Here is an 18,591-nt window from a genome sequence, read left to right as displayed (position 1 = left end):
CTGTAAGCGAGTTCAGAGTCAGTGCGGTTTTTCCCTCACCCCGGCCCTCTCCCAAAGGGAGAGGGGGAAAACGTGCGGGCCGGGAGAATGGTGAGGAGGACAAACCGCACGGGCAGTCCCCTCTCCCCCCGGGAGAGGGTCAGGGTGAGGGGAAGGTCGCACGGAGCATTCCCCCTCTGCCTTACAACAGGATCGCTTAGCGGCCCTTTCATCACTAAGTGCAGAAAAGATCTCAGGGCGAGCCGACAGCTCTGTCAGCGGCATCGACAAACCAGTATGACTTCACAACTTTTACCCGGTTTCCTCCAGATTTTTTATCACCGCTCACAGATTTCATTTTTCCCTTCGAATGGTCATTGATTAAACAGTTTTTGCCCGATAAGGTCTCTGTAACGTTTTAGTGTAACGTTACAGAAGAATTAAAGAGAGACGACAGCGCCTCGCCAGGCGCTTTGTAAGGCAAAAAAACCATTTCATCTCATTATAAGGATTACCACAATGAACCTTAAGCCGACGGGTTTGCGCCAGATTTTCACCGGGGCCTTGCTGTCTTCTTTACTGTTTGCGGCGGGCAGTATCGCAAACGTTGCTCATGCCACTGTCAATCTTCGCGTCTATTCCTCACTGACGGCGGACGACAATTCGGCGCATTACATCTGGTTCAAACGCTTGCAGTCTAATATCGAAAAAGATCCGCAACTGAAAAATGAAATTAAGCTCAACTACTTTCCCAACGGGATGCTGGGGAAAGAGGCCGATGCTACGCAACAGGTGCGTATTGGTGCCATCAATATGATGATTTCCGGCACCTCTATCTGGGCAACACTGGTACCGGAAATGGGGGTGCTGGATCTGGGTTATCTGTTTAAAGACTGGAACCAGGTCGGTCAGGCGCTGGATGGCAAGGCGGGTGAGACACTGTCTGAGTTGATGCTGAAAAAAGCCAATATTGTGGTCATCGGCTACGCCTACAATCTGGGTGCGCGTAACGTTTATACCAAAAAGGCTATTGAGAAGCCGGACGACCTGAAAAACCTTAAGATTCGGGTTTTACCAGTGCCAAACTTTATCGCCACCATTAACCACATGGGGCCGGTCGCTATTCCTATGCCAGGCGGCGAAGTCTATTCCAGCCTGCAAATGGGCGTGATTGATGGTCTGGAACATGACTCGGCCACAGTACTTGCCAATAAATTCTATGAAGTTGCCAAAAATGCCACCCGCACGCAGCACAGCTATAACCCGATCATGATCGCCATCAATAACAACACCTTCCAGAAAATACCTGAGCAGCTGCGTCCCGCCTTCCTGGCGGCGGCAAGAGAAGCCACTGAGTATGAGCGTCAGCAATCCTCCCTGATTGAGCAAAAGGCGGTGAAACAGCTGGAGTCGCTTGGCATGACGTTCCGTGAGATCGATCGCGATGCCCTGCGCAATGATGTGAAGCCGGTATGGGAGGCATTCCTGACGAAATATCCGCAGATGAAAACCGTTGTCAATGACATAACCGCCATACAGTAAATGCAATGTCACCGGCGGCAAGTGAAGAACGGCTGTTGGCAACGCGATAATGAGGCTCAAAATGGCAGAAAAAACGCTGATTATGAATAATCGCGCCGGGTTTCTGATTTATCTCTCCCGGCTGAACAAGCTTCTGACAACCATGACCGCCTGGGCGGGCGGTCTGGTATTACTGATTAACGTTCTTGTCGTCTTCGCTTCCGTCATCTGGCGTTATGCGCTGCATTCCCCTATCGAATGGGCGGAAGAATCTGCACGCGCCATGATGATTGCACTGGTTTTCTTCGGCGTCGCCACCTCCACAGGGCGAGGCGGACACATTGGCGTGGATCTGTTTTTACGTTTCATCCCTGCGCGTATCCGTCCCTATATTGTGCATGCCAGCCGCTGGGTTCTGTTCCTGGTGGCGGTGGGTCTGGCGATATCCAGTTATCACCTGCTGCAGGAGTCGCGTTTCCAGACCACAGAAACAGGATTGCCTCAGGTGATCGCCATTATTCCGGTCTTCATCGGTTCAGTGGTGATGATGCTGGGCGCGCTTGAACATGCGCTGAATGCGCGCATGAAAGTTGTACTGCTGAGCGGCGCCGGGATTTTACTGCTGATGCTGCTGGGCTGGCTGAAAGTATCGCTGATGGCGGATCCGGCTACCGCTGCCGCCGGATTAATGTTGATCTGTTTTCTGCTCGGTATTCTGGCGGGCGTTCCCATCGCCTTTACGCTGGGAATGTCCGCCATGGTATTTTTCATCTGCGATCCCTCGCTTCCCTTTGTGTTTTTCTCACAACAGGTAGTCGCTGGCGTCGATCATTTTGTTCTGCTGGCAATCCCATTCTTCCTGCTGGCCGGGGCAGCAATGGAACATAATGGCATGTCGACCCGGCTTGTCGAACTGGTCGTACGTGGCATGGGGCGTTTCCGGGGCGGGCTGAACATGACCACGGTACTGTCCATGGCCTTCTTCTCGGGTATTTCGGGCTCGAAACTGGCGGATGTTGCCGCTGTGGGCGGCGTGCTGATGCCGGCTGTGCGTCGCGCCAAAGAAGACAGTGAAGAGGCCGCGGGGGTGTTTGCCGCTTCGGCGATAGTGGCCGAAACCATTCCGCCCTGCGTCAATCTGATCGTGCTGGGGTTTGTGGCTAATATTTCTATCGGGGCGCTGTTTATTGCCGGCCTGATGCCCGCGGCCTGTCTGTTGGTTCTGTTGCTGATCGCGGCTAACCGCTTCGGCGGTAAAATCAATATTCATGAAGCCTATCCGCAAATGCGTCCCCGGCTGCAATTATGGTTAGGCGCGATCGTGGGTCTGGCTATGATTTTCATGATTGGGCGCGGCGTCATGATGGGAATCGCCACGTCCACGGAAATCTCCGCGTTTGCCGTGGTTTATGCCATTGTTATTGGGCGTCTGGCATTCCGTGAGCTGACATTACGCGCAACCGTGAAAATGTTTATCGACATTGCGGCGATGTCTGGCGTTCTGTTATTTATCGTCGCCTGCGCAACCAGCCTTTCTTATGTGCTGACCATCCAGATGATTCCGCAGCAAATTGCCGAACTTCTGGTCGGCATCGGTCAGTCGCAAGGCGGTTGGCTCTTCCTGCTGTTAACCATTGTGATTTTGATTGTCTTCGGCGCAGTGCTGGAAGGTGCGCCCGCTCTGATCATCTTTGCCCCTATTCTGGTGCCGATTGCTGTACAGTTGGGCTTTAATCCACTGCACTTCGGTATGGTAATGATTCTGGCCATGGGGTTTGGGTTATTTTCCCCGCCCATCGGGCTTGGGTTGTATACCACCTGCGCTATCTGCGGCGTTGAGATGAAAAACGTGATTCGCCCGATGGTAAAATATCTCCTGGTTTCTCTGTTCGGTATCCTCCTGGTGGCGTTGATCCCGGTGATATCCACCTGGTTACCGGGTCTGGCGGGATACTGATACCTGATTACCGGGCGTCATAAATAAACATGGCAGTCTGCCTGTCGGCGTAAAATAGTTGTTACCTGTGAGGAACGTATGGCTAATATTCGGGATGTCGCTAAACACGCAGAGGTTTCCGTCAGCAGCGTATCTAACGTGCTGAACAATCGAACCGACCAGATGCGTCCTGAGACATTAGCGCGTATTCGCCAGTCTATGCTTGCGTTGAATTACCAGCCCAACCGCATTGCACAGCAGCTGAAAACCGGCCAGACAAGGATGATTGGCCTGCTGGTTCCTTCTATCGTTAATCCGAGTTTTGCGATGCTGACCCGGGAAGTGGATCGTGCCGCCAAAGCCAACCAGTACCGTGTGCTGCTGGGGAACACCTACCGTCAGGTTGATGAAGAGCGCGCCTTTCTGGAGGATATGTTCGCGCATGGTGTCAAAGGAGTGATTGTTGTCGCCTCAGCCATAGATCGCCCTCATTTTTCTACGGCTGCGCAACAGGGTTTAGTGATGGTCAACTACGATAGCCTGGTCTCCAGCGATGCACTGGCGAGCCATCTTCCGTTTGACAGCGTATCGATGGATAACGTCGAAGCCGGGCGGCTTGCAACAGAGCATTTAATCACGCGCGGCTGCCGCCAGCTGGCGTTTGTCACGGAAAGTTCCTTGACGGTTAGCCGCTCGCAAAAAATCGAAGGATTTTTGATCGCAGCGAAAGAGCACGGTCTGCAGGAGAGTGCGCATGTGATTGAAGGCACAGCAGAAGTGGCTTACGGCGATGCGGAAATGACTGAGTTGGGTCGGGCGCTGGCGCTGAAAATTTTGCAGGCCTCGCCGCAGCCGGATGGCGTGGTGGCCATTAACGATGCGCTGGGGATTGGTCTGATGGCCGGATTGCGCAATGCCGGGGTTCGGATACCGCAGGATATTTCGGTGATTGGTATCGATAATATTCCGCTGGCGGATTTGGTTCAGCCCGCGCTGAGTTCGGTCACGCCCCCTCTGACGGAGATGGTGAATACCATGATGAGTCGTCTGCTGACGCGTATTGAAAATCCACATTTGACGCCGGAGCAGTTTCTGTTTGCACCCCGGCTCATCAGTCGACAGTCGGTGATTGAAGAACCGTCATAATCTGTTTTTGATTTTCGCTACAGGAAAAAAGAATAACCCTGCCATTATCGGCAGCCTTTTATGGCCTCAACGGAGGCAGGGATTCTTTTTTCGCAAGAAGCGGAAATAAACCGACGGAAGCGTTCCGTTATCAGTTTCTTTATTGACATAAAATTAAAGCAGGAGTTAAAAAATGGGTGTTCTTTCCGGAAAAAAAGTACTGATTACAGGCGCAGGTCAGGGGATAGGAAAAGCCACGGCGAAAGCATTAATAGAAGCCGGCTGTGATATTTATATGCACTATTTCAGCGACGCCGAAGGACCCCAGGAGCTGGCTGCGCTGGCCGCCTCGTCAGGGCAAAAAGCGGGCTTTGGCCAGGCAGATTTAACCGATTATGAAGATGCGGCGAAATGTACCGCCGCCGCCGCAGAATTACTGGGAGGCATTGATATTCTGGTTAATAACGCCGGCGGACTTATCGGCAGAAAATGGCTGGGCGAAATTGAGCCGCAATTCTGGCAGACGGTCATTGATGTGAATATGACGACCATGTTTAACGTGACGCAGAGTGCATTGCCCTGGCTGAAACAGGCAACGGCAGGGGCCAGCATTATCAACCTGGCTTCGCTGGCGGGGCGTTCCGGTGGGCATTCCGGCTCGCTGGTGTATTCAACCACCAAAGGCGCGGTCCTGACCTGGACGCGTTCGCTGGCGGCAGAGCTTGGCGAACATGGTATTCGGGTTAATGCCGTGGCACCGGGACTGATCCTTGGCACCCGCTTTCATAATGTGCATACCACGAAAGCCTCTGCGGATGAGACTATTCGGGCGATTCCGCTGGGCAGGGCCGGTACTGCAGAAGATGTTGCGCGCGTTATACGCTTCCTGGCGTCGGAATATGATGGTTTTATCTCAGGCGCGACTATTGATATTAACGGCGGTATTTATCGTTCGTAAGCAAAAATGCAAACCTGCTAAACCGCTACGCCGGATAATGCTGGTATGAAATAATTTACCGGAGTTCACGTGATAAAAACTGAAATCATTCATCCTCAGTTATTGAGTGCCCTGGCAAAATGCGGCCATAAAACCACTATTTTAATTGCTGACAGCAATTATGCCTTCGTCACTAATTCATCGCCTACGGCCACCATTGTCTATCTGAATTTTGCGCCGGGCATGATAAGCAGTACTTTTATTCTTGAGAAACTGCTCACCTGTATCAATATTGAAAAAGCCACGCTGATGAGCTCTCCGGCTGACTTTACCAATACCATTGAGCAGGAATATAAACAGATATTAACTGCTGAGACAGAACTCTGCTGGCTGGAACGAAACGAGTTTTATGCTCAGGCTAAATCGTCAGACACGCTGTTAGTGATTGCGACAGGCGAAACCCGGCGCTACGCAAATATCCTGGTGACAGTAGGTGTGGTAAACGCGCTTTAGCGCGCCGGAGTAAACAGCTACCTACCTCACAGGATGGGGGCAACGATCTGCGCTGTTTTCTGTCTGCGGGCAGGGCGGGCCTGAACGGTTGCTTAGCGTGGTCAGTGAGCCGCAGAAACGTCCCGTCGGTAAAAACAAAAAGCCCGCTCAGGTTTCCCTGAGCGGGCTTTGACCTGCCCCCAGTATTAGATACAACCGTCAGTCAGTAATGTCGGTTTGTTTACCTTCACATTTTCCATTTCGCCACCGTGCTGCAAACTCTGATGGCGTCTGATAATTCAGTGCTGTATGTGGACGACACTCGTGATAATCCTGCCGCCAGTCATTAATGATTTTCCTGGCGTGAACGATATCGCTGAACCAGGGCTCATTCAGACATTCATCGCGAAAACGTCCGTTAAAGCTCTCAATAAATCCGTTCTGCGTTGGCTTGCCCGGCTGGATTAAGCGCAACTCAACACCATGCTCAAAGGCCCATTGATCCAGTGCGCGGCAGGTGAACTCCGGCCCCTGGTCAGTTCTTATCGTCACCGGATAGCCTCGAAACAGTGCAATGCTGTCCGGAATACGCGTGACCTGCACGCCTGAAATCCCGAATGCGATAGTAATTGTCAGACACTCCTTCGTGAAGCCGTCCACACAGGTCAGGCACTTGATCCTGCGACCGGTGGCCAGCGCGTCCATGACGAAATCCATCGGCCAGGTCAGGCTGGGCGCCGCCGGGCGGAGCAGCGGCAGACGTTCTGTTGCCAGCCCTTTACGACGTCGTCTGCGTTTTACGCCCAGCCCGCTCAGATGATAAAGGCGGTACACGCGCTTGTGATTAACATGAAGGCCTTCACGGCGCAATAACTGCCAGATGCGGCGGTAGCCAAAACGCCTGCGCTCCGGTGCCAGCTCAGTAATGCGCCCTGATAAATGCGCATCAGCCGCCGGACGCTGAGCCTCATAGCGGCAGGTCGACAGGGACAAACCTGTAAGCCTGCAGGCACGACGTTGCGACAGACCGGTCACATCACACATAAACTCCACGGCTTCCCGCTTCTGGTCTGTCGTCAGTACTTTCGCCCCGGAGCCGCCTGAAGTGCCTCCTTATCCAGCATGGCTTCGGCAGGCAGCTTCCTGAGTCTGGCGTTCTCTTCCTCAGGCGACTTCAGGCGCTTAACCCCGGGCACCTCCATACCGCCATACTTCTTACGCCAGGTGTAAAAGGTGGCGTCGGAAATGGCGTGCTTACGGCAGAGCTCACGGGTCGAAACCCCGGCTTCAGCCTCGCGGAGGATACTGATGATCTGTTCGTCGGAAAAACGCTTCTTCATGGGGATGTCCTCATGTGGCTTATGAAGACATTACTAACATCGCGGTGTATTAATCAACGGGGAGCAGGTCAGTGCCGGGATTGGAACCCTGAGAAATGTTACAGGCGGCATACGACGCGCCCGCGTCTTTTTTTATGTCGTGCGCTCGGCTATACCTCAATGGTGGGCTGGGCGGGGGCACCGAAAGGTGCGCCGGTTGCCTGTAACGCCGGTAGTTCCAACCCCGTTCAGTCCACCACCATGAGATTGGAACCTCTGGTGGTGGGTTTTTAACCCGTTACAGGAGGATGCCTTTATGGCTACGATCCCCACTCAAGCACACCCGTCACTTGCTGTTCCTTTCAGTGCCACTACGGATTTCACCATACTCGCCAGTCATTGCGAAACCTTTGCCGAAACCCTGATTGAAAGCAACGATCCCGCGTTGAAAATGGCGCTTTGCGGCAGAATCAACACCTGTCTGACGCTGCTGCAACCCACACTGTTAGAGCCTGTTCCTCCCCAGCTGGTTGAAAGCCTGACCGTTGACACGCTTCCTGTCAGTTCTCCGCATTTCGATCCTGAATGTACTGAGCTTTGTCGTTACTGCCTTGCCCTTACGCAAACCCTCTCGGGGCTGGGATTTGCCTCTGAAACGGTGAAGTACCTTAGCTGGCTGCTGTACGACCTGATTAATTACTTCGCTGCGGAAATGAAAGCCCCGCGCTGGCTTGCGTACTGCCGGTGGCGTGAAGTTTATTGACGGTGTGGAGATCAAAGCATGATGCATTCTGACTGGCATCCTGCCGACATTATCGCCGGGCTGAAAAAACGTGGCACTTCGCTGTCAACGCTTTCCCGTCAGGCAGGGCTGGCGTCTTCTACGCTGACCAACGCCCTTAACCGCCGCTGGCCCAAAGGCGGAAGATTGATTGCTGAAGCGTTAGATGTTGCGCCTGAAAAAATCTGGCCTTCACGCTACCGCTGATGCCCGATTGGCGCAGCCCGGATACGGAAGCTGCGCCGCACTTTGTTTATTCGAGCCGCAATAATCCTTTGAGCCGCAAAAACAGTTTTCTATTATCGGCCTTCTTTGTCGCGCACTAAGCTCCCGCCTGCACAAAATGCTTCATGACCTGAAAGAAGCGCCTGATGTATCGGGATGGTCGCCGTTTTACCGGCAATGCCGCCTTTGAAAACTGCCGGATCTGTCCTTAGATGGATAAGGCTTTCTTCACGCGTTCTTACGCTAAGGAAATCACAATGAATCTGATGAATAATTGTGCATCGCCTGAAGTGGATGTTATATTAAAATATAATATTCGGAGGTGCTCTATGTATACAACTCGCCTGAAAAAGGTCGGCGGATCCATCATGTTAGCGGTTCCTCCCGCCGTGCTTAAAACGCTGGAACTGTCGACGGATAGCGAAGTGGGTATGACCATTGATAATGGCTGCCTGATTATTGAACCCCAGAAACGGCCCCGTTATTCGCTTGAGGAACTGCTGGCGCAGTGCGATCCGCACGCCGAAATGAGCGAAGAGGATCGGGAATGGATGGATGCGCCTGCGGTGGGCAAGGAGATCCTGTAAATGGACAGAGGGGAAATCTGGCTTGTTTCACTGGATCCGATTGCTGATCACGAGCAAAGCGGAAAACGTCCGGTGCTTATCGTATCGAAGGCATCGTTTAACAAGCTGACCCGGCTACCCGTTGTTGTTCCCGTCACCAGCGGCGGAAACTTCGCCCGCGCAGCCGGTTTTACCGTCTCACTGGACGGCGTGGGAACTAAAACAATGGGCGTTATTCGCTGCGACCAGCCCAGAACCATTGATATGATAGCCCGAAACGGCAAACGCCTGGAGCGTATACCTGACGCTATTGTAAATGAGGTGCTGGCAAGGCTGGACGCTATTCTGAGTTAAGCTCAACGGCCACAAAAGCAAAAAGCCTGCTTTAAAAGCAGGCTTTTCAAATCTGGCTCCTCTGACTGGACTCGAACCAGTGACATACGGATTAACAGTCCGCCGTTCTACCGACTGAACTACAGAGGAATCGTTGGAACGGAGCGAATATTAACGACGCCGCGCAGCATTGTCAAAACTCTCTTTACCCGATCGCGTTCAAATGCTCGTAAAAGCAGCGGGATGCCGGTTTTTTATCTTGTCTGGCGAGATTTCAAACTGCCAACAGGATCCCACTTTAAACGCTTTTCTCTGCAGATGTTAGAGGCGTGTCAAATTTTTGTCGTTTGCTCATTTTAAAACAAGCATTTCAGTGCTTTTATGATAAACATTCCAAATATGGATTTTTTGAAATAAATAAACTGTTTTGCTCCGTGTCGGGTACGGGTAGCAGAAATAAAAACGCGATTTCAAAAGGAAATCTTCTGAAAACAAGCGATTGCGACAGAGGAGTCAGCAGCAGAAAAAGTGTGACTTTCGTCAATCTACCCCGATAACCAGCTAAAAACCGCCGGTAATGCTGGGTGAATGTAAAAGATATTTTTCATTCGCCGTACCAGTCAGCCTGCATCAGTTAACGATGAATAAGGGTTACTCATGAACTTTAAAAAAGCGATCGTAACATCACTGTTAGCCTGTATGTTGCCTGCCGCCGCCATGGCAAAAGATATTCAGGTTGGCGTCTCTATGGCGCTGTTTGATGACAACTTCCTGACTATCGTGCGTACCGCGATTCAGAAAGAGATGCAGAAAGATGGCGTGACTGGGCAGATTGAAGATGCCAAAAACGACGTCTCACAACAGCTACAGCAGGTACAGAATTTTATCGGCCAGGGGGTAGATGCCATCATCGTTAACCCGGTGGATACCGATGCGGTCAAACCCATTATGGATCAGGCGAAAAAAGCCGGTGTCCCACTGGTCTTCGTTAACCGTCGTCCGGCGGCTGAGCTGACTGACAAAATGGCGTTTGTCGGATCCGATTCCGAGCTGGCAGGACGTTTACAGATGGAAGCGCTGGCCAAAGCGATGAACGGCAAAGGCAATGTGGCCATTTTGCTGGGCGATCTCGCCAATGAATCCACCCGCGCCCGCACCAAAGGGGTGGAAGCGGTAGTGGCAAAATATCCTGATATTAAAATTGTGCAAAAGCAGACCGCAAAGTTTATGCGTAACGATGCCGTGGACGTGGTCAGCAACTGGATGACCGCAGGCGACGACATCAACGCCATCGCCTCCAATAACGACGAGATGGCCATTGGCGCGCTGCAGGCGCTGGGCAAAAACCCCAACAATGTACTGATCGCCGGTGTGGATGGAACGCCTGACGCTCTGCAGATGATCAAAAACGGCAAAATGGTCGCCACCGTCTTCCAGGACGCGAAAGGGCAGGGCGAAGGCGCTGTACAAACCGCCATCAAACTGGCGAAAGGCGAACAGGTGCAGAAGGTTGTGGATATCCCCTTCCAGCTGATCACCAAAGAGAACTACGCGAAATTTGCCAACCTGAATCAGAAGTAACCGTTCCTGAGTCAGCCGTCTGGAGGTGATGTATGACCGCTTTTGCGCTTGAAGCTGAAGGCATCAGCAAGTTCTTCCCCGGAGTAAAAGCACTCGATAACGTGTCATTACGGGTGCGTCCCGGAACGGTACATGCCTTGATGGGCGAAAATGGCGCGGGAAAATCCACCTTAATGAAATGCCTGATCGGGATTTACCGTCCCGATCAGGGCATTATCCGCATTAAAGGAGAGCCGGTACAGTTTCAGGATACGATGGATGCGTTGCGTTCAGGCATCTCGATGATCCATCAGGAGCTGAATCTCGTGCCTTATATGACGGTGGCCGAAAATATCTGGCTGGGCCGCGAGCCGATGAAATATGGCTTTGTGGATCATGGCAAACTCAACCAGATGACGCAGGCGCTGCTGAATAAACTGAATATCCGGCTGAGCGCCGATCGGCTGGTGGGCGATCTGAGCATCGCCGCCCAGCAGATGGTGGAAATTGCCAAAGCGGTCTCCTGGAATGCTGACATTGTGATTATGGATGAGCCCACCTCGGCACTGACGGAAGGGGAAGTGGCCCATCTTTTCACCATCATTCGCGATCTGCGCCAGCAGGGGAAAGCGATCATCTATATCAGCCACAAAATGGATGAAATCTTCGCCATTACCGATGAGGTGAGTATCTTCCGTGACGGGGCCTGGGTCGGCAGCGATCACACCGCGCAATTCACGCGCCAGTCGCTGATTACCCGCATGGTCGGACGTGAGCTGACACAGCTGTTTCCGAAATTCAACAACGCCATTGGAGAGGAGGTGCTGACGGTACGCAACCTCACCCGTAAAGATCTGTTCCATGACGTCAGCTTCAGCGTACGGCGCGGTGAAATTCTCGGCGTGGCGGGCCTGGTCGGGGCCGGACGCAGCGAGGTGATGGAAAGCCTGTTCGGCATGGCCTCGTTTGACAGTGGCGAGATTCTGATTGATGGCGTACCCGCCAATATCGATTCTCCCTCTACCGCCATCGAAAAAGGCATGGCGTTTCTCACCGAAGATCGGAAAAAGTCCGGTCTGTTTCTGGTGCTCTCGGTGCTGGAGAACATGAGCATCGTCAATATGCCGGAATACAGCGGTAAAAGCGGCTTTGTCAGCCATGTGAAAATGGCGCAAGACTGTATGGAGCAAATCCGCCGGCTGAATATCAAGACGCCGACCATGGACCAAATCATCAATAACCTGAGCGGCGGCAACCAGCAGAAAGTGTTGATTGCCCGCTGGCTGCTGGCCCAGCCCAAAATTCTTATCCTTGACGAGCCGACACGCGGCATTGACGTCGGAGCCAAAGCGGAAATTTATCGTCTGATCAGCGAGCTGGCTAACCGCGGCGTCGCCATCATTATGGTCTCTTCGGAACTGCCGGAAATTATTGGCATGAGCGACAGGGTCATGGTGATGCATGAAGGACGGATAACCGGCATCCTCGATAAAGAAGACGCCGATCAGGAAACCATTTTGTCGCTGGCATCTGAGTGAGGCGAGAGAGATCCTATGAGTAATATGAAAGTGACGGCCCCACGGGCACCTGAACAGGCATCCTTCTTCAGTAATCTGCGTCATAAAATGCCAAAAGATACCGGTATTTTTATTGTCATGCTCGGCATCGCGCTGATTTTTGAAATAGCAGGCTGGTATGTGCGCGATCAGTCTTTCCTGCTCAACCCCAATCGACTGGTGCTGATTGTGCTGCAGGTGGCGATCATCGGCATCATTGCCGTGGGGGTCACCCAGGTCATCATTACCACCGGGATCGACCTCTCGTCGGGATCGGTGATCGCCCTGACCGCCGTGGTGGCCGCCAGTCTGGCGCAAACCTCTGACAGTCTTTCTCCGATGTTTCCGGCGCTGGTGGATATGCCCGCCATTGTGCCGGTGACGGCGGGGATTGGCGTCGGGTTATTGTGCGGGCTGGTGAATGGCGTACTGATTACCCGTACCGGTATCCCGCCCTTTATCGCCACGCTGGGAATGATGGTCTCGGCGCGCGGTCTGGCGCAGTACTATACCCAGGGTAATCCCATCAGCTTCCTCTCCGATGGCTTTACCGCCGTGGGCCAGGGCGCTATGCCGGTGATTATTTTTCTGGTGGTGGCACTGGTGTTTCATATTGCGCTGAAACATACCCGCTACGGCAAATATGTCTACGCCATTGGCGGTAATATCACCTCGGCCAAAGTCTCCGGCATCAAGGTGAACAAATACCTGATTATCGTCTATACCATCGCTGGTGCGCTCTCCGGACTGGCCGGGGTGGTGCTGGCGGCACGCGTCAGCAGCGGACAATCCAGTATGGGGATGTCCTACGAGCTGGATGCGATCGCCGCGGCAGTGATTGGCGGCAGCAGCCTGATGGGTGGCGTGGGACGCATTACTGGCACCCTGATCGGGGCGGTGATCCTCGGGCTGATCAAGAGCGGCTTCACCTTTGTCGGCGTCGACGCCTATATCCAGGATATTATTAAAGGCATTATTATCGTCTCGGCGGTTTCCATTGATATGCATCGTAACCGCAGCAAACGCTGATACCTGTACGATAAGCTAACCTGCTGACTCACAGGCGCGTGTGTTGCTGACCACGCGCCTGTTTGCTGCTGTGACAGGGTCCTCATCACTTTTTGCACATCTGGCTGCCATCTCTGCACCAACACAGTGCTTTTTCTGCTGTAAATATCACCACCGGACGCGTTGCGTCATCATTTATTGCCGCCCAGGTAATCAGAAAAGCTTATTTTATCGCCCTTTAGCGCATGCCGCGTAGTTGCCCGCCACAACCTGGCCTGCATATTGCAATGTTTATCCTATGACGCTCACGGGCTGAAAACAGCGCCACTATTTCTGGCATTCGGGGATCCCTGACGGAGGCAATATGAACTTAAGACGACTCAAATATTTTGTAAAAATCGTCGATATCGGCAGTCTGACCCAGGCAGCAGAAGTCCTGCACATTGCGCAGCCTGCGCTCAGTCAGCAGGTGGCCACGCTGGAGAATGAACTGGACCAGCAGCTGCTGATCCGCACCAAGCGCGGCGTCACCCCGACCGAAGCCGGAAAAATCCTCTATGCCCATGCCTGCACGATTCTGCGTCAGTGCGAACAGGCACAAATGGCGGTGATCAACGCCGGTCAGGTGCTGAGCGGCCAGGTTTCCATTGGCCTGGCACCGGGGACGGTGGCGTCCTCGCTGACCATGCCGCTACTCCAGACGGTGCGCGACCACTATCCGGATGTGCTGGTCTATCTCGATGAGAACAGCGGATCAACACTGAATGAAAAGCTGATGAGCGGTCAGCTGGATATGGCTGTGCTTTACGATCGGGGGCCAACTGCCGGGATCAACAGCATTCCGCTGATGAAAGAGGAGCTGTATCTGGTGGGCGCTACCGCCTCGCCGGGTAAAACGGTGGATCTGGCCGAGGTGGCGCAGATGAACCTGTTTCTGCCGCGTGACTACAGTGCGGTGCGCAAACGGGTGGATGAAGCCTTTTCGCTGCGGCGTCTTAGCGCGCGCATCATTGGCGAGATTGAATCCCTCGCCACCCTGACTGCCGCCGTTTCCAGCGGAATGGGCGTTACCGTACTACCGGAATCCGCCGCGCGTGCGCTGGCCAGTACCAGTAACGTCTGGATGGCACGCATCAGCAGTCCGGCGCTGCATCTGCCGCTCTCGCTGAATCTGTCGGCGCGGCTGCCGCTTTCGCCTTCAGCCCAGGCGGTAAAAAATATTCTGCTGTCGCTGCTCAATAAGCCGCTGATGGAAACCCGCGAGCTGATGCTGGTGAGCTAAGGGTGCCGGAGGGAGCCGGCCTTAAGCGGACAATACGCGCGACCAGTTAAGTCTTGCTTATCACTTTTTTGCATAACATCCCTTTTTTTATTATTTGTTGCTATCAATACGGCTTCATAACATGGAGGAAACCGGGGCTGGCAACAGGAGAGCAGGGGATGAATTTCCAGCAGCTTAAAATCATTCGCGAAGCGGCGCGCTGTGAGTTTAACCTGACAGAGGTTGCCAACACGCTATATACCTCGCAGTCGGGCGTCAGCCGTCATATCCGCGACCTGGAAGATGAGCTGGGCGTCGAAATTTTTATCCGGCGTGGCAAACGATTGCTGAGCATGACGGAGCCGGGCAAAGCACTGTTAACCATTGCTGAACGCATCCTCGATGAAGCGGGTAAAGTGCGCCGCCTCGCGGATGTGTTTACCAATGAAACCAGTGGTGTGCTCACCATCGCCACCACCCATACCCAGGCGCGCTACAGTCTGCCGCGCATTATTAAAGCCTTTCGTCAGCTCTATCCCAACGTGCGGCTCGAACTGAATCAGGGTTCGCCGCAGGAGATTGTAAATATGCTGCTGGCGGGCGAGGCGGATGTCGGCATCGCCAGTGAACAACTGGTGAACCACAGCGGTATCGCCGCCTTTCCCTGGTTCAGCTGGCACCATGCGCTGCTGGTGCCGCAAGGCCATGAACTGATACAGAGCGGGCCGGTCACGCTCAGTATGCTCAGCCGCTACCCGTTGATCACCTATCGTCAGGGGATTACCGGACGCTCCCGTGTGGATCGCGCCTTCCAGGAGGCGGACCTGAAGCCCGATATTGTACTCAGCGCCCAGGATTCCGACGTGGTCAAAACCTATGTTGAACTGGGGCTGGGGGTTGGCATCCTGGCCGACCAGGCCTGTCAGACGGAACAGCACGAACAACTGGTGCGTCTGGAGGCGCAGCACCTGTTTGCGGCCAGTACCGTCTGGCTCGGCCTGAAACGTGGACAGTTGCAGCGTAACTATGTCTGGCGGTTCCTCGAACTCTGTAATGCCAACCTCTCGCTGGAGGAGATCAAACGCCAGGCCCTCAGCCAGGAAGGCGAAGAGGAACCGACGCTCGATTTTCAGATCTGACCCGTCTGCGCCAGTACATGCCGCTTATCCTCAGCTACCCTTAAAGTTTCCATGGAAACGACGAGGGAAGATGACGATGAGCACTAAAACCAGTGATTTTTTCGTGCAGCGCCTGAAAGAGTGGGGCGTGACGCGTATTTATGGCTATCCCGGCGACGGTATCAACGGCGTGCTGGGCGCTATCCAGCGAGCCAATAAGGCGGGTGACGGCATCGAGTTCATTCAGGTGCGCCATGAAGAGATGGCGGCTTTTATGGCGGCGGGGCACGCAAAATTTACCGGTGAGCTGGGTGTTTGTCTCTCTACCGGCGGTCCGGGCGCAACCCATCTGCTGACCGGCCTCTATGACGCGAAAATGGACCATGCCCCGGTGCTGGCGATTGCAGGACAGGCAGAGACCACCGCACGCGGCGCCAGTTACCAGCAGGAGATGAATCTCGACCGGGTCTTTTCCGATGTGGCGAACTTTGTCCAGGAAGCAGCAGCACCGGCCCAGGTACGTCACCTGATTGACCGCGGCGTGCGGCTGGCGATGGCCCAGAACGGCGTGGCGGTACTGATTATCCCGAAAGATTTGCAGGATGAGCCCTGGGAAGCGCCGCAACATCTGCACGGCTTTACCCACTCTGGTCCCGGCTATCAGCGACCCCGGGTGGTGCCTTATGAGGCCGATCTGCAGCGTGCTGCGGATATCCTGAATGCCGGCAACAAGGTGGCGATCCTGATCGGCGCGGGCGCACGTGACGCGGCAGTTGAAGTGGTGCAGATCGCGAACCTGCTGGGCGCAGGGGTAGCGAAAGCGCTGCTGGGGAAAGATGTGCTGCCGGATGACGCCCCCTTTGTCACCGGCTCCATCGGCCTGCTGGGTACCAAACCCTCCTCTGAGATGATGCAGCATTGCGACACCCTGCTGATGATCGGCAGCGGCTTCCCCTGGACCGAGTTTCTGCCGAAAGAGGGTCAGGCGCGCGCGGTGCAGATTGATATCGATCCCGCGATGCTCGGCCTGCGCTACCCCAGCGAAGTGAATCTGCACGGTGATGCGGCGGAAACCCTGCGCGCGCTGATGCCGTTGCTGAACCATAAAGCGGATCGCAGCTGGCAGGAGGAGATTGCCCGCCAGGTGCGTGACTGGTGGCAGCTGATGGAAGAGCGGGCGATGGCCCCGGCGAACCCGGTAAACCCGCAGCGTGTGGTGTGGGAGATGTCGCCGCAGCTGCCGGAAGATGCCATCGTCACCTCTGACTCAGGCTCCTGCGCCAACTGGTTTGCGCGTGATTATCGCGTGAAGCAGGGACAGCGCGCCTCGCTCTCCGGCGGGCTGGCCTGTATGGGCGCAGCGGTGCCCTATGCCATCGCCGCGAAGTTTGCTCATCCGCAGAAGCCGGTGGTAGCGCTGGTGGGGGATGGCGCGATGCAGATGAATAATATGGCGGAGCTGATCACCATCCAGAAATACTGGCAGCAGTGGCAGGATCCGCGCCTTATCGTCTGCGTGTTCAACAATCAGGACCTGAATCAGGTGACCTGGGAGCAGCGCGTGATGGAGGGCAACCCGCGCTTTGAAGCGACCCAGTCGCTGCCAGATGTGCGTTACGCGCAGTTCGCCGAATCGCTGGGGCTAATGGGGATCTATGTGGATACGCCGGAGGCGCTGGCGGGTGCCTGGCAGCGCGCCCTGAGCGCCGATCGCCCGGTGGTGCTGGAAGTGAAAACCGACCCGGAGGTGGCGCCGCTGCCGCCCCATATCACCTTCAGGCAGGCGAAAGCCTTTATGAGTTCCATGATGAAAGGGGATCGCGGAGCCGCACAGATTATCGGCGATACCGCCAGCCAACTGTTCAGCAAGAAAAAAAGCTAAGCACAAAGGGATAAGTTTGCCGGGGGCAAATCACTACCCTTAAGCGACGCCTCGCCCGATCGCGTTCGCGATCGGGTTCCTGCTGTTCCGTTACACATACTACGAACTGGGAGAAGAACAATGGCTGCAGAGAAAAGCCCTGTCTGGTTTATTTCAGGATGCTCTACCGGCTTTGGCCGTGAACTGGCGCAACAGACCATTGCGCGTGGCTTTCATGTCGTCGTCACTGCCCGCGATACGGCTAAAATTAACGATCTGGTGAACGGGCAGGAAAATGCGCTGGCGCTGGCGCTGGATGTCACCGACCAGCAGAGTATCGATCAGGCAGTTCAGGCCACGCTGGAGAAATTCGGCACCATCGATGTACTGGTTAATAATGCCGGTTACGGTTATCAGAGTTCGGTGGAAGAGGGCGAAGAACAGGAAATCCGGGCGCAGTTTGATACCAATGTCTTTGGCCTGTTTGCGCTGACCCGTGCCGTGCTGCCCGCCATGCGCCAGGCGCGGCGCGGGCATATTATCAATATCACTTCAGTGGCGGGTCTGGTGGGCTTCGCCAGTTCCGGTTACTACGCCGCCAGCAAACATGCGGTGGAAGGCTGGTCCGATGCGCTGGCGGCAGAAACCGCCCCGCTGGGGATCCACGTCACCTGCGTTGAGCCGGGCCCTTTCCGCACCGACTGGGCGGGTCGTTCGCTGCATCAGACCCCGAGCCAGCTGCCGGAATATGCTGACACCGCCGCCGCACGCATGAAAGCCACCGCGGATATCAGTGGTACGCAGCAGGGCGATCCGGCGCGCGCCGCACGGGCGATGATCGAACTCAGCGAACACATGCAGCCGCCGCGCCATCTGGTGATGGGCGCCTGGGGTTATGAAGCGGTAACCAGCAAGCTGAAAGCGCGGCTGGAAGAGATGGAAGCCTGGCAAGCGGTCTCTGTGGCGACCGATTTTCCGCAGTAACGGGATAGCGGCAGCGATGCCAGGCGGTA

The 18,591-nt window shown here is 54.6% G+C and carries 16 protein-coding genes, 1 tRNA gene and 1 pseudogene; 16 read left to right on the top strand and 2 right to left on the bottom strand.

The features are described 5' to 3' along the window. The first annotated feature begins 498 nt into the window (after nt 1–498). The 5 genes from E0E17_RS18295 (at nt 499) to E0E17_RS18275 (ending at nt 6,011) form a co-directional block, all read left to right on the top strand. Nucleotides 499–1,521: a TRAP transporter substrate-binding protein gene (locus tag E0E17_RS18295; protein WP_130835407.1), complete on the top strand. Its 1,023-nt coding sequence runs from the start codon at nt 499–501 to the stop codon at nt 1,519–1,521. A 61-nt stretch (nt 1,522–1,582) separates the two neighbouring features. After that, nucleotides 1,583–3,457 carry a TRAP transporter large permease gene (locus tag E0E17_RS18290; RefSeq protein ID WP_130835406.1) on the top strand — a complete coding sequence of 625 codons (1,875 nt, stop codon included), beginning with the start codon at nt 1,583–1,585 and terminating at the stop codon, nt 3,455–3,457. A gap of 78 nt (nt 3,458–3,535) precedes the next feature. Further along, complete coding sequence (locus E0E17_RS18285) at nt 3,536–4,582, top strand: LacI family DNA-binding transcriptional regulator (RefSeq protein WP_130835405.1); 1,047 nt, start codon at nt 3,536–3,538, stop codon at nt 4,580–4,582. Nucleotides 4,583–4,754: 172 nt separating this feature from the next. Beyond that, nucleotides 4,755–5,519: an SDR family NAD(P)-dependent oxidoreductase gene (locus E0E17_RS18280; RefSeq protein ID WP_130835404.1), complete on the top strand. Its 765-nt coding sequence runs from the start codon at nt 4,755–4,757 to the stop codon at nt 5,517–5,519. Between the two features lie 69 nt (nt 5,520–5,588). After that, nucleotides 5,589–6,011 (top strand): RbsD/FucU family protein, encoded by a 423-nt coding sequence (locus tag E0E17_RS18275; protein WP_130835403.1) that lies wholly within the window; start codon nt 5,589–5,591, stop codon nt 6,009–6,011. Between the two features lie 198 nt (nt 6,012–6,209). Here the strand turns inward: E0E17_RS18275 and E0E17_RS18270 are convergent. Further along, a protein-coding gene (locus tag E0E17_RS18270) for an IS3 family transposase (RefSeq protein WP_130835402.1) occupies nt 6,210–7,330 on the bottom strand; the annotation gives its coding sequence in 2 pieces (ribosomal slippage) (nt 6,210–7,084 and nt 7,084–7,330; 1,122 coding nt in all). Between the two features lie 295 nt (nt 7,331–7,625). Here E0E17_RS18270 and E0E17_RS18265 point away from each other — a divergent pair. The 4 genes and pseudogenes from E0E17_RS18265 (at nt 7,626) to E0E17_RS18245 (ending at nt 9,235) form a co-directional block, all read left to right on the top strand. Further along, nucleotides 7,626–8,094, top strand: a pseudogene (locus E0E17_RS18265) (hypothetical protein). After that, complete coding sequence (locus E0E17_RS18260) at nt 8,091–8,297, top strand: helix-turn-helix domain-containing protein (RefSeq protein ID WP_130835401.1); 207 nt, start codon at nt 8,091–8,093, stop codon at nt 8,295–8,297. The pseudogene E0E17_RS18265 and the gene E0E17_RS18260 overlap by 4 nt, the downstream one beginning before the upstream one ends. A 347-nt stretch (nt 8,298–8,644) precedes the next feature. Then, nucleotides 8,645–8,902, top strand: a complete 258-nt coding sequence (locus E0E17_RS18250; RefSeq protein ID WP_130835400.1) for an AbrB/MazE/SpoVT family DNA-binding domain-containing protein — start codon at nt 8,645–8,647, stop codon at nt 8,900–8,902. Further along, complete coding sequence (locus E0E17_RS18245) at nt 8,903–9,235, top strand: type II toxin-antitoxin system PemK/MazF family toxin (RefSeq protein WP_130835399.1); 333 nt, start codon at nt 8,903–8,905, stop codon at nt 9,233–9,235. Nucleotides 9,236–9,288: 53 nt separating this feature from the next. Here E0E17_RS18245 and E0E17_RS18240 read toward each other — a convergent pair. Beyond that, a tRNA-Asn gene (locus tag E0E17_RS18240) sits at nt 9,289–9,364 on the bottom strand. A 507-nt stretch (nt 9,365–9,871) separates the two neighbouring features. On the opposite strand from E0E17_RS18240, the gene E0E17_RS18235 reads away from it, so the two are divergent. The 7 genes from E0E17_RS18235 (at nt 9,872) to E0E17_RS18205 (ending at nt 18,562) form a co-directional block, all read left to right on the top strand. Next, nucleotides 9,872–10,795 (top strand): sugar ABC transporter substrate-binding protein, encoded by a 924-nt coding sequence (locus tag E0E17_RS18235; RefSeq protein ID WP_130835398.1) that lies wholly within the window; start codon nt 9,872–9,874, stop codon nt 10,793–10,795. A 32-nt stretch (nt 10,796–10,827) separates the two neighbouring features. Continuing rightward, the gene (locus E0E17_RS18230; RefSeq protein ID WP_130835397.1) at nt 10,828–12,312 is read left to right on the top strand and encodes a sugar ABC transporter ATP-binding protein; all 1,485 of its coding nucleotides are present in this window, start codon (nt 10,828–10,830) and stop codon (nt 12,310–12,312) included. Between the two features lie 24 nt (nt 12,313–12,336). Next, nucleotides 12,337–13,359 carry an ABC transporter permease gene (locus E0E17_RS18225; protein ID WP_207302099.1) on the top strand — a complete coding sequence of 341 codons (1,023 nt, stop codon included), beginning with the start codon at nt 12,337–12,339 and terminating at the stop codon, nt 13,357–13,359. 343 nt (nt 13,360–13,702) lie between these two features. Further along, nucleotides 13,703–14,620, top strand: a complete 918-nt coding sequence (nac, locus tag E0E17_RS18220; RefSeq protein ID WP_130835395.1) for a nitrogen assimilation transcriptional regulator NAC — start codon at nt 13,703–13,705, stop codon at nt 14,618–14,620. A 158-nt stretch (nt 14,621–14,778) separates the two neighbouring features. Next, nucleotides 14,779–15,738, top strand: coding sequence for an HTH-type transcriptional regulator Cbl (cbl, locus tag E0E17_RS18215; RefSeq protein ID WP_130835394.1), 960 nt, complete (start codon nt 14,779–14,781; stop codon nt 15,736–15,738). A gap of 76 nt (nt 15,739–15,814) precedes the next feature. After that, entirely contained in the window at nt 15,815–17,599 is a 1,785-nt protein-coding gene (locus E0E17_RS18210; protein ID WP_130835393.1) for a thiamine pyrophosphate-requiring protein, read from the top strand. 120 nt (nt 17,600–17,719) lie between these two features. Continuing rightward, nucleotides 17,720–18,562: an oxidoreductase gene (locus E0E17_RS18205; protein WP_130835392.1), complete on the top strand. Its 843-nt coding sequence runs from the start codon at nt 17,720–17,722 to the stop codon at nt 18,560–18,562. The last annotated feature ends 29 nt before the right edge of the window (nt 18,563–18,591 follow it).

The sequence above is a fragment of the [Erwinia] mediterraneensis genome (assembly GCF_900604315.1).
GTDB classification, from domain to species: domain Bacteria; phylum Pseudomonadota; class Gammaproteobacteria; order Enterobacterales; family Enterobacteriaceae; genus Pantoea; species Pantoea mediterraneensis_A.
Note: the sequence above shows the minus strand (reverse complement) of the source record. Positions and strands in the feature narration are given on the sequence as shown.

Excerpts from the sequence above, each read along its gene's own strand:
- E0E17_RS18260 (WP_130835401.1), top strand. The coding sequence starts at position 8,091 with ATGATGCATTCTGACTGGCATCCTGCCGACATTATCGCCGGGCTGAAA.
- E0E17_RS18225 (WP_207302099.1), top strand. The coding sequence starts at position 12,337 with ATGAAAGTGACGGCCCCACGGGCACCTGAACAGGCATCCTTCTTCAGT.
- cbl (WP_130835394.1), top strand. The coding sequence starts at position 14,779 with ATGAATTTCCAGCAGCTTAAAATCATTCGCGAAGCGGCGCGCTGTGAG.
- E0E17_RS18285 (WP_130835405.1), top strand. The coding sequence starts at position 3,536 with ATGGCTAATATTCGGGATGTCGCTAAACACGCAGAGGTTTCCGTCAGC.
- E0E17_RS18245 (WP_130835399.1), top strand. The coding sequence starts at position 8,903 with ATGGACAGAGGGGAAATCTGGCTTGTTTCACTGGATCCGATTGCTGAT.
- E0E17_RS18290 (WP_130835406.1), top strand. The coding sequence starts at position 1,583 with ATGGCAGAAAAAACGCTGATTATGAATAATCGCGCCGGGTTTCTGATT.
- E0E17_RS18235 (WP_130835398.1), top strand. The coding sequence starts at position 9,872 with ATGAACTTTAAAAAAGCGATCGTAACATCACTGTTAGCCTGTATGTTG.
- E0E17_RS18280 (WP_130835404.1), top strand. The coding sequence starts at position 4,755 with ATGGGTGTTCTTTCCGGAAAAAAAGTACTGATTACAGGCGCAGGTCAG.
- E0E17_RS18205 (WP_130835392.1), top strand. The coding sequence starts at position 17,720 with ATGGCTGCAGAGAAAAGCCCTGTCTGGTTTATTTCAGGATGCTCTACC.
- nac (WP_130835395.1), top strand. The coding sequence starts at position 13,703 with ATGAACTTAAGACGACTCAAATATTTTGTAAAAATCGTCGATATCGGC.
- E0E17_RS18210 (WP_130835393.1), top strand. The coding sequence starts at position 15,815 with ATGAGCACTAAAACCAGTGATTTTTTCGTGCAGCGCCTGAAAGAGTGG.
- E0E17_RS18250 (WP_130835400.1), top strand. The coding sequence starts at position 8,645 with ATGTATACAACTCGCCTGAAAAAGGTCGGCGGATCCATCATGTTAGCG.
- E0E17_RS18230 (WP_130835397.1), top strand. The coding sequence starts at position 10,828 with ATGACCGCTTTTGCGCTTGAAGCTGAAGGCATCAGCAAGTTCTTCCCC.
- E0E17_RS18295 (WP_130835407.1), top strand. The coding sequence starts at position 499 with ATGAACCTTAAGCCGACGGGTTTGCGCCAGATTTTCACCGGGGCCTTG.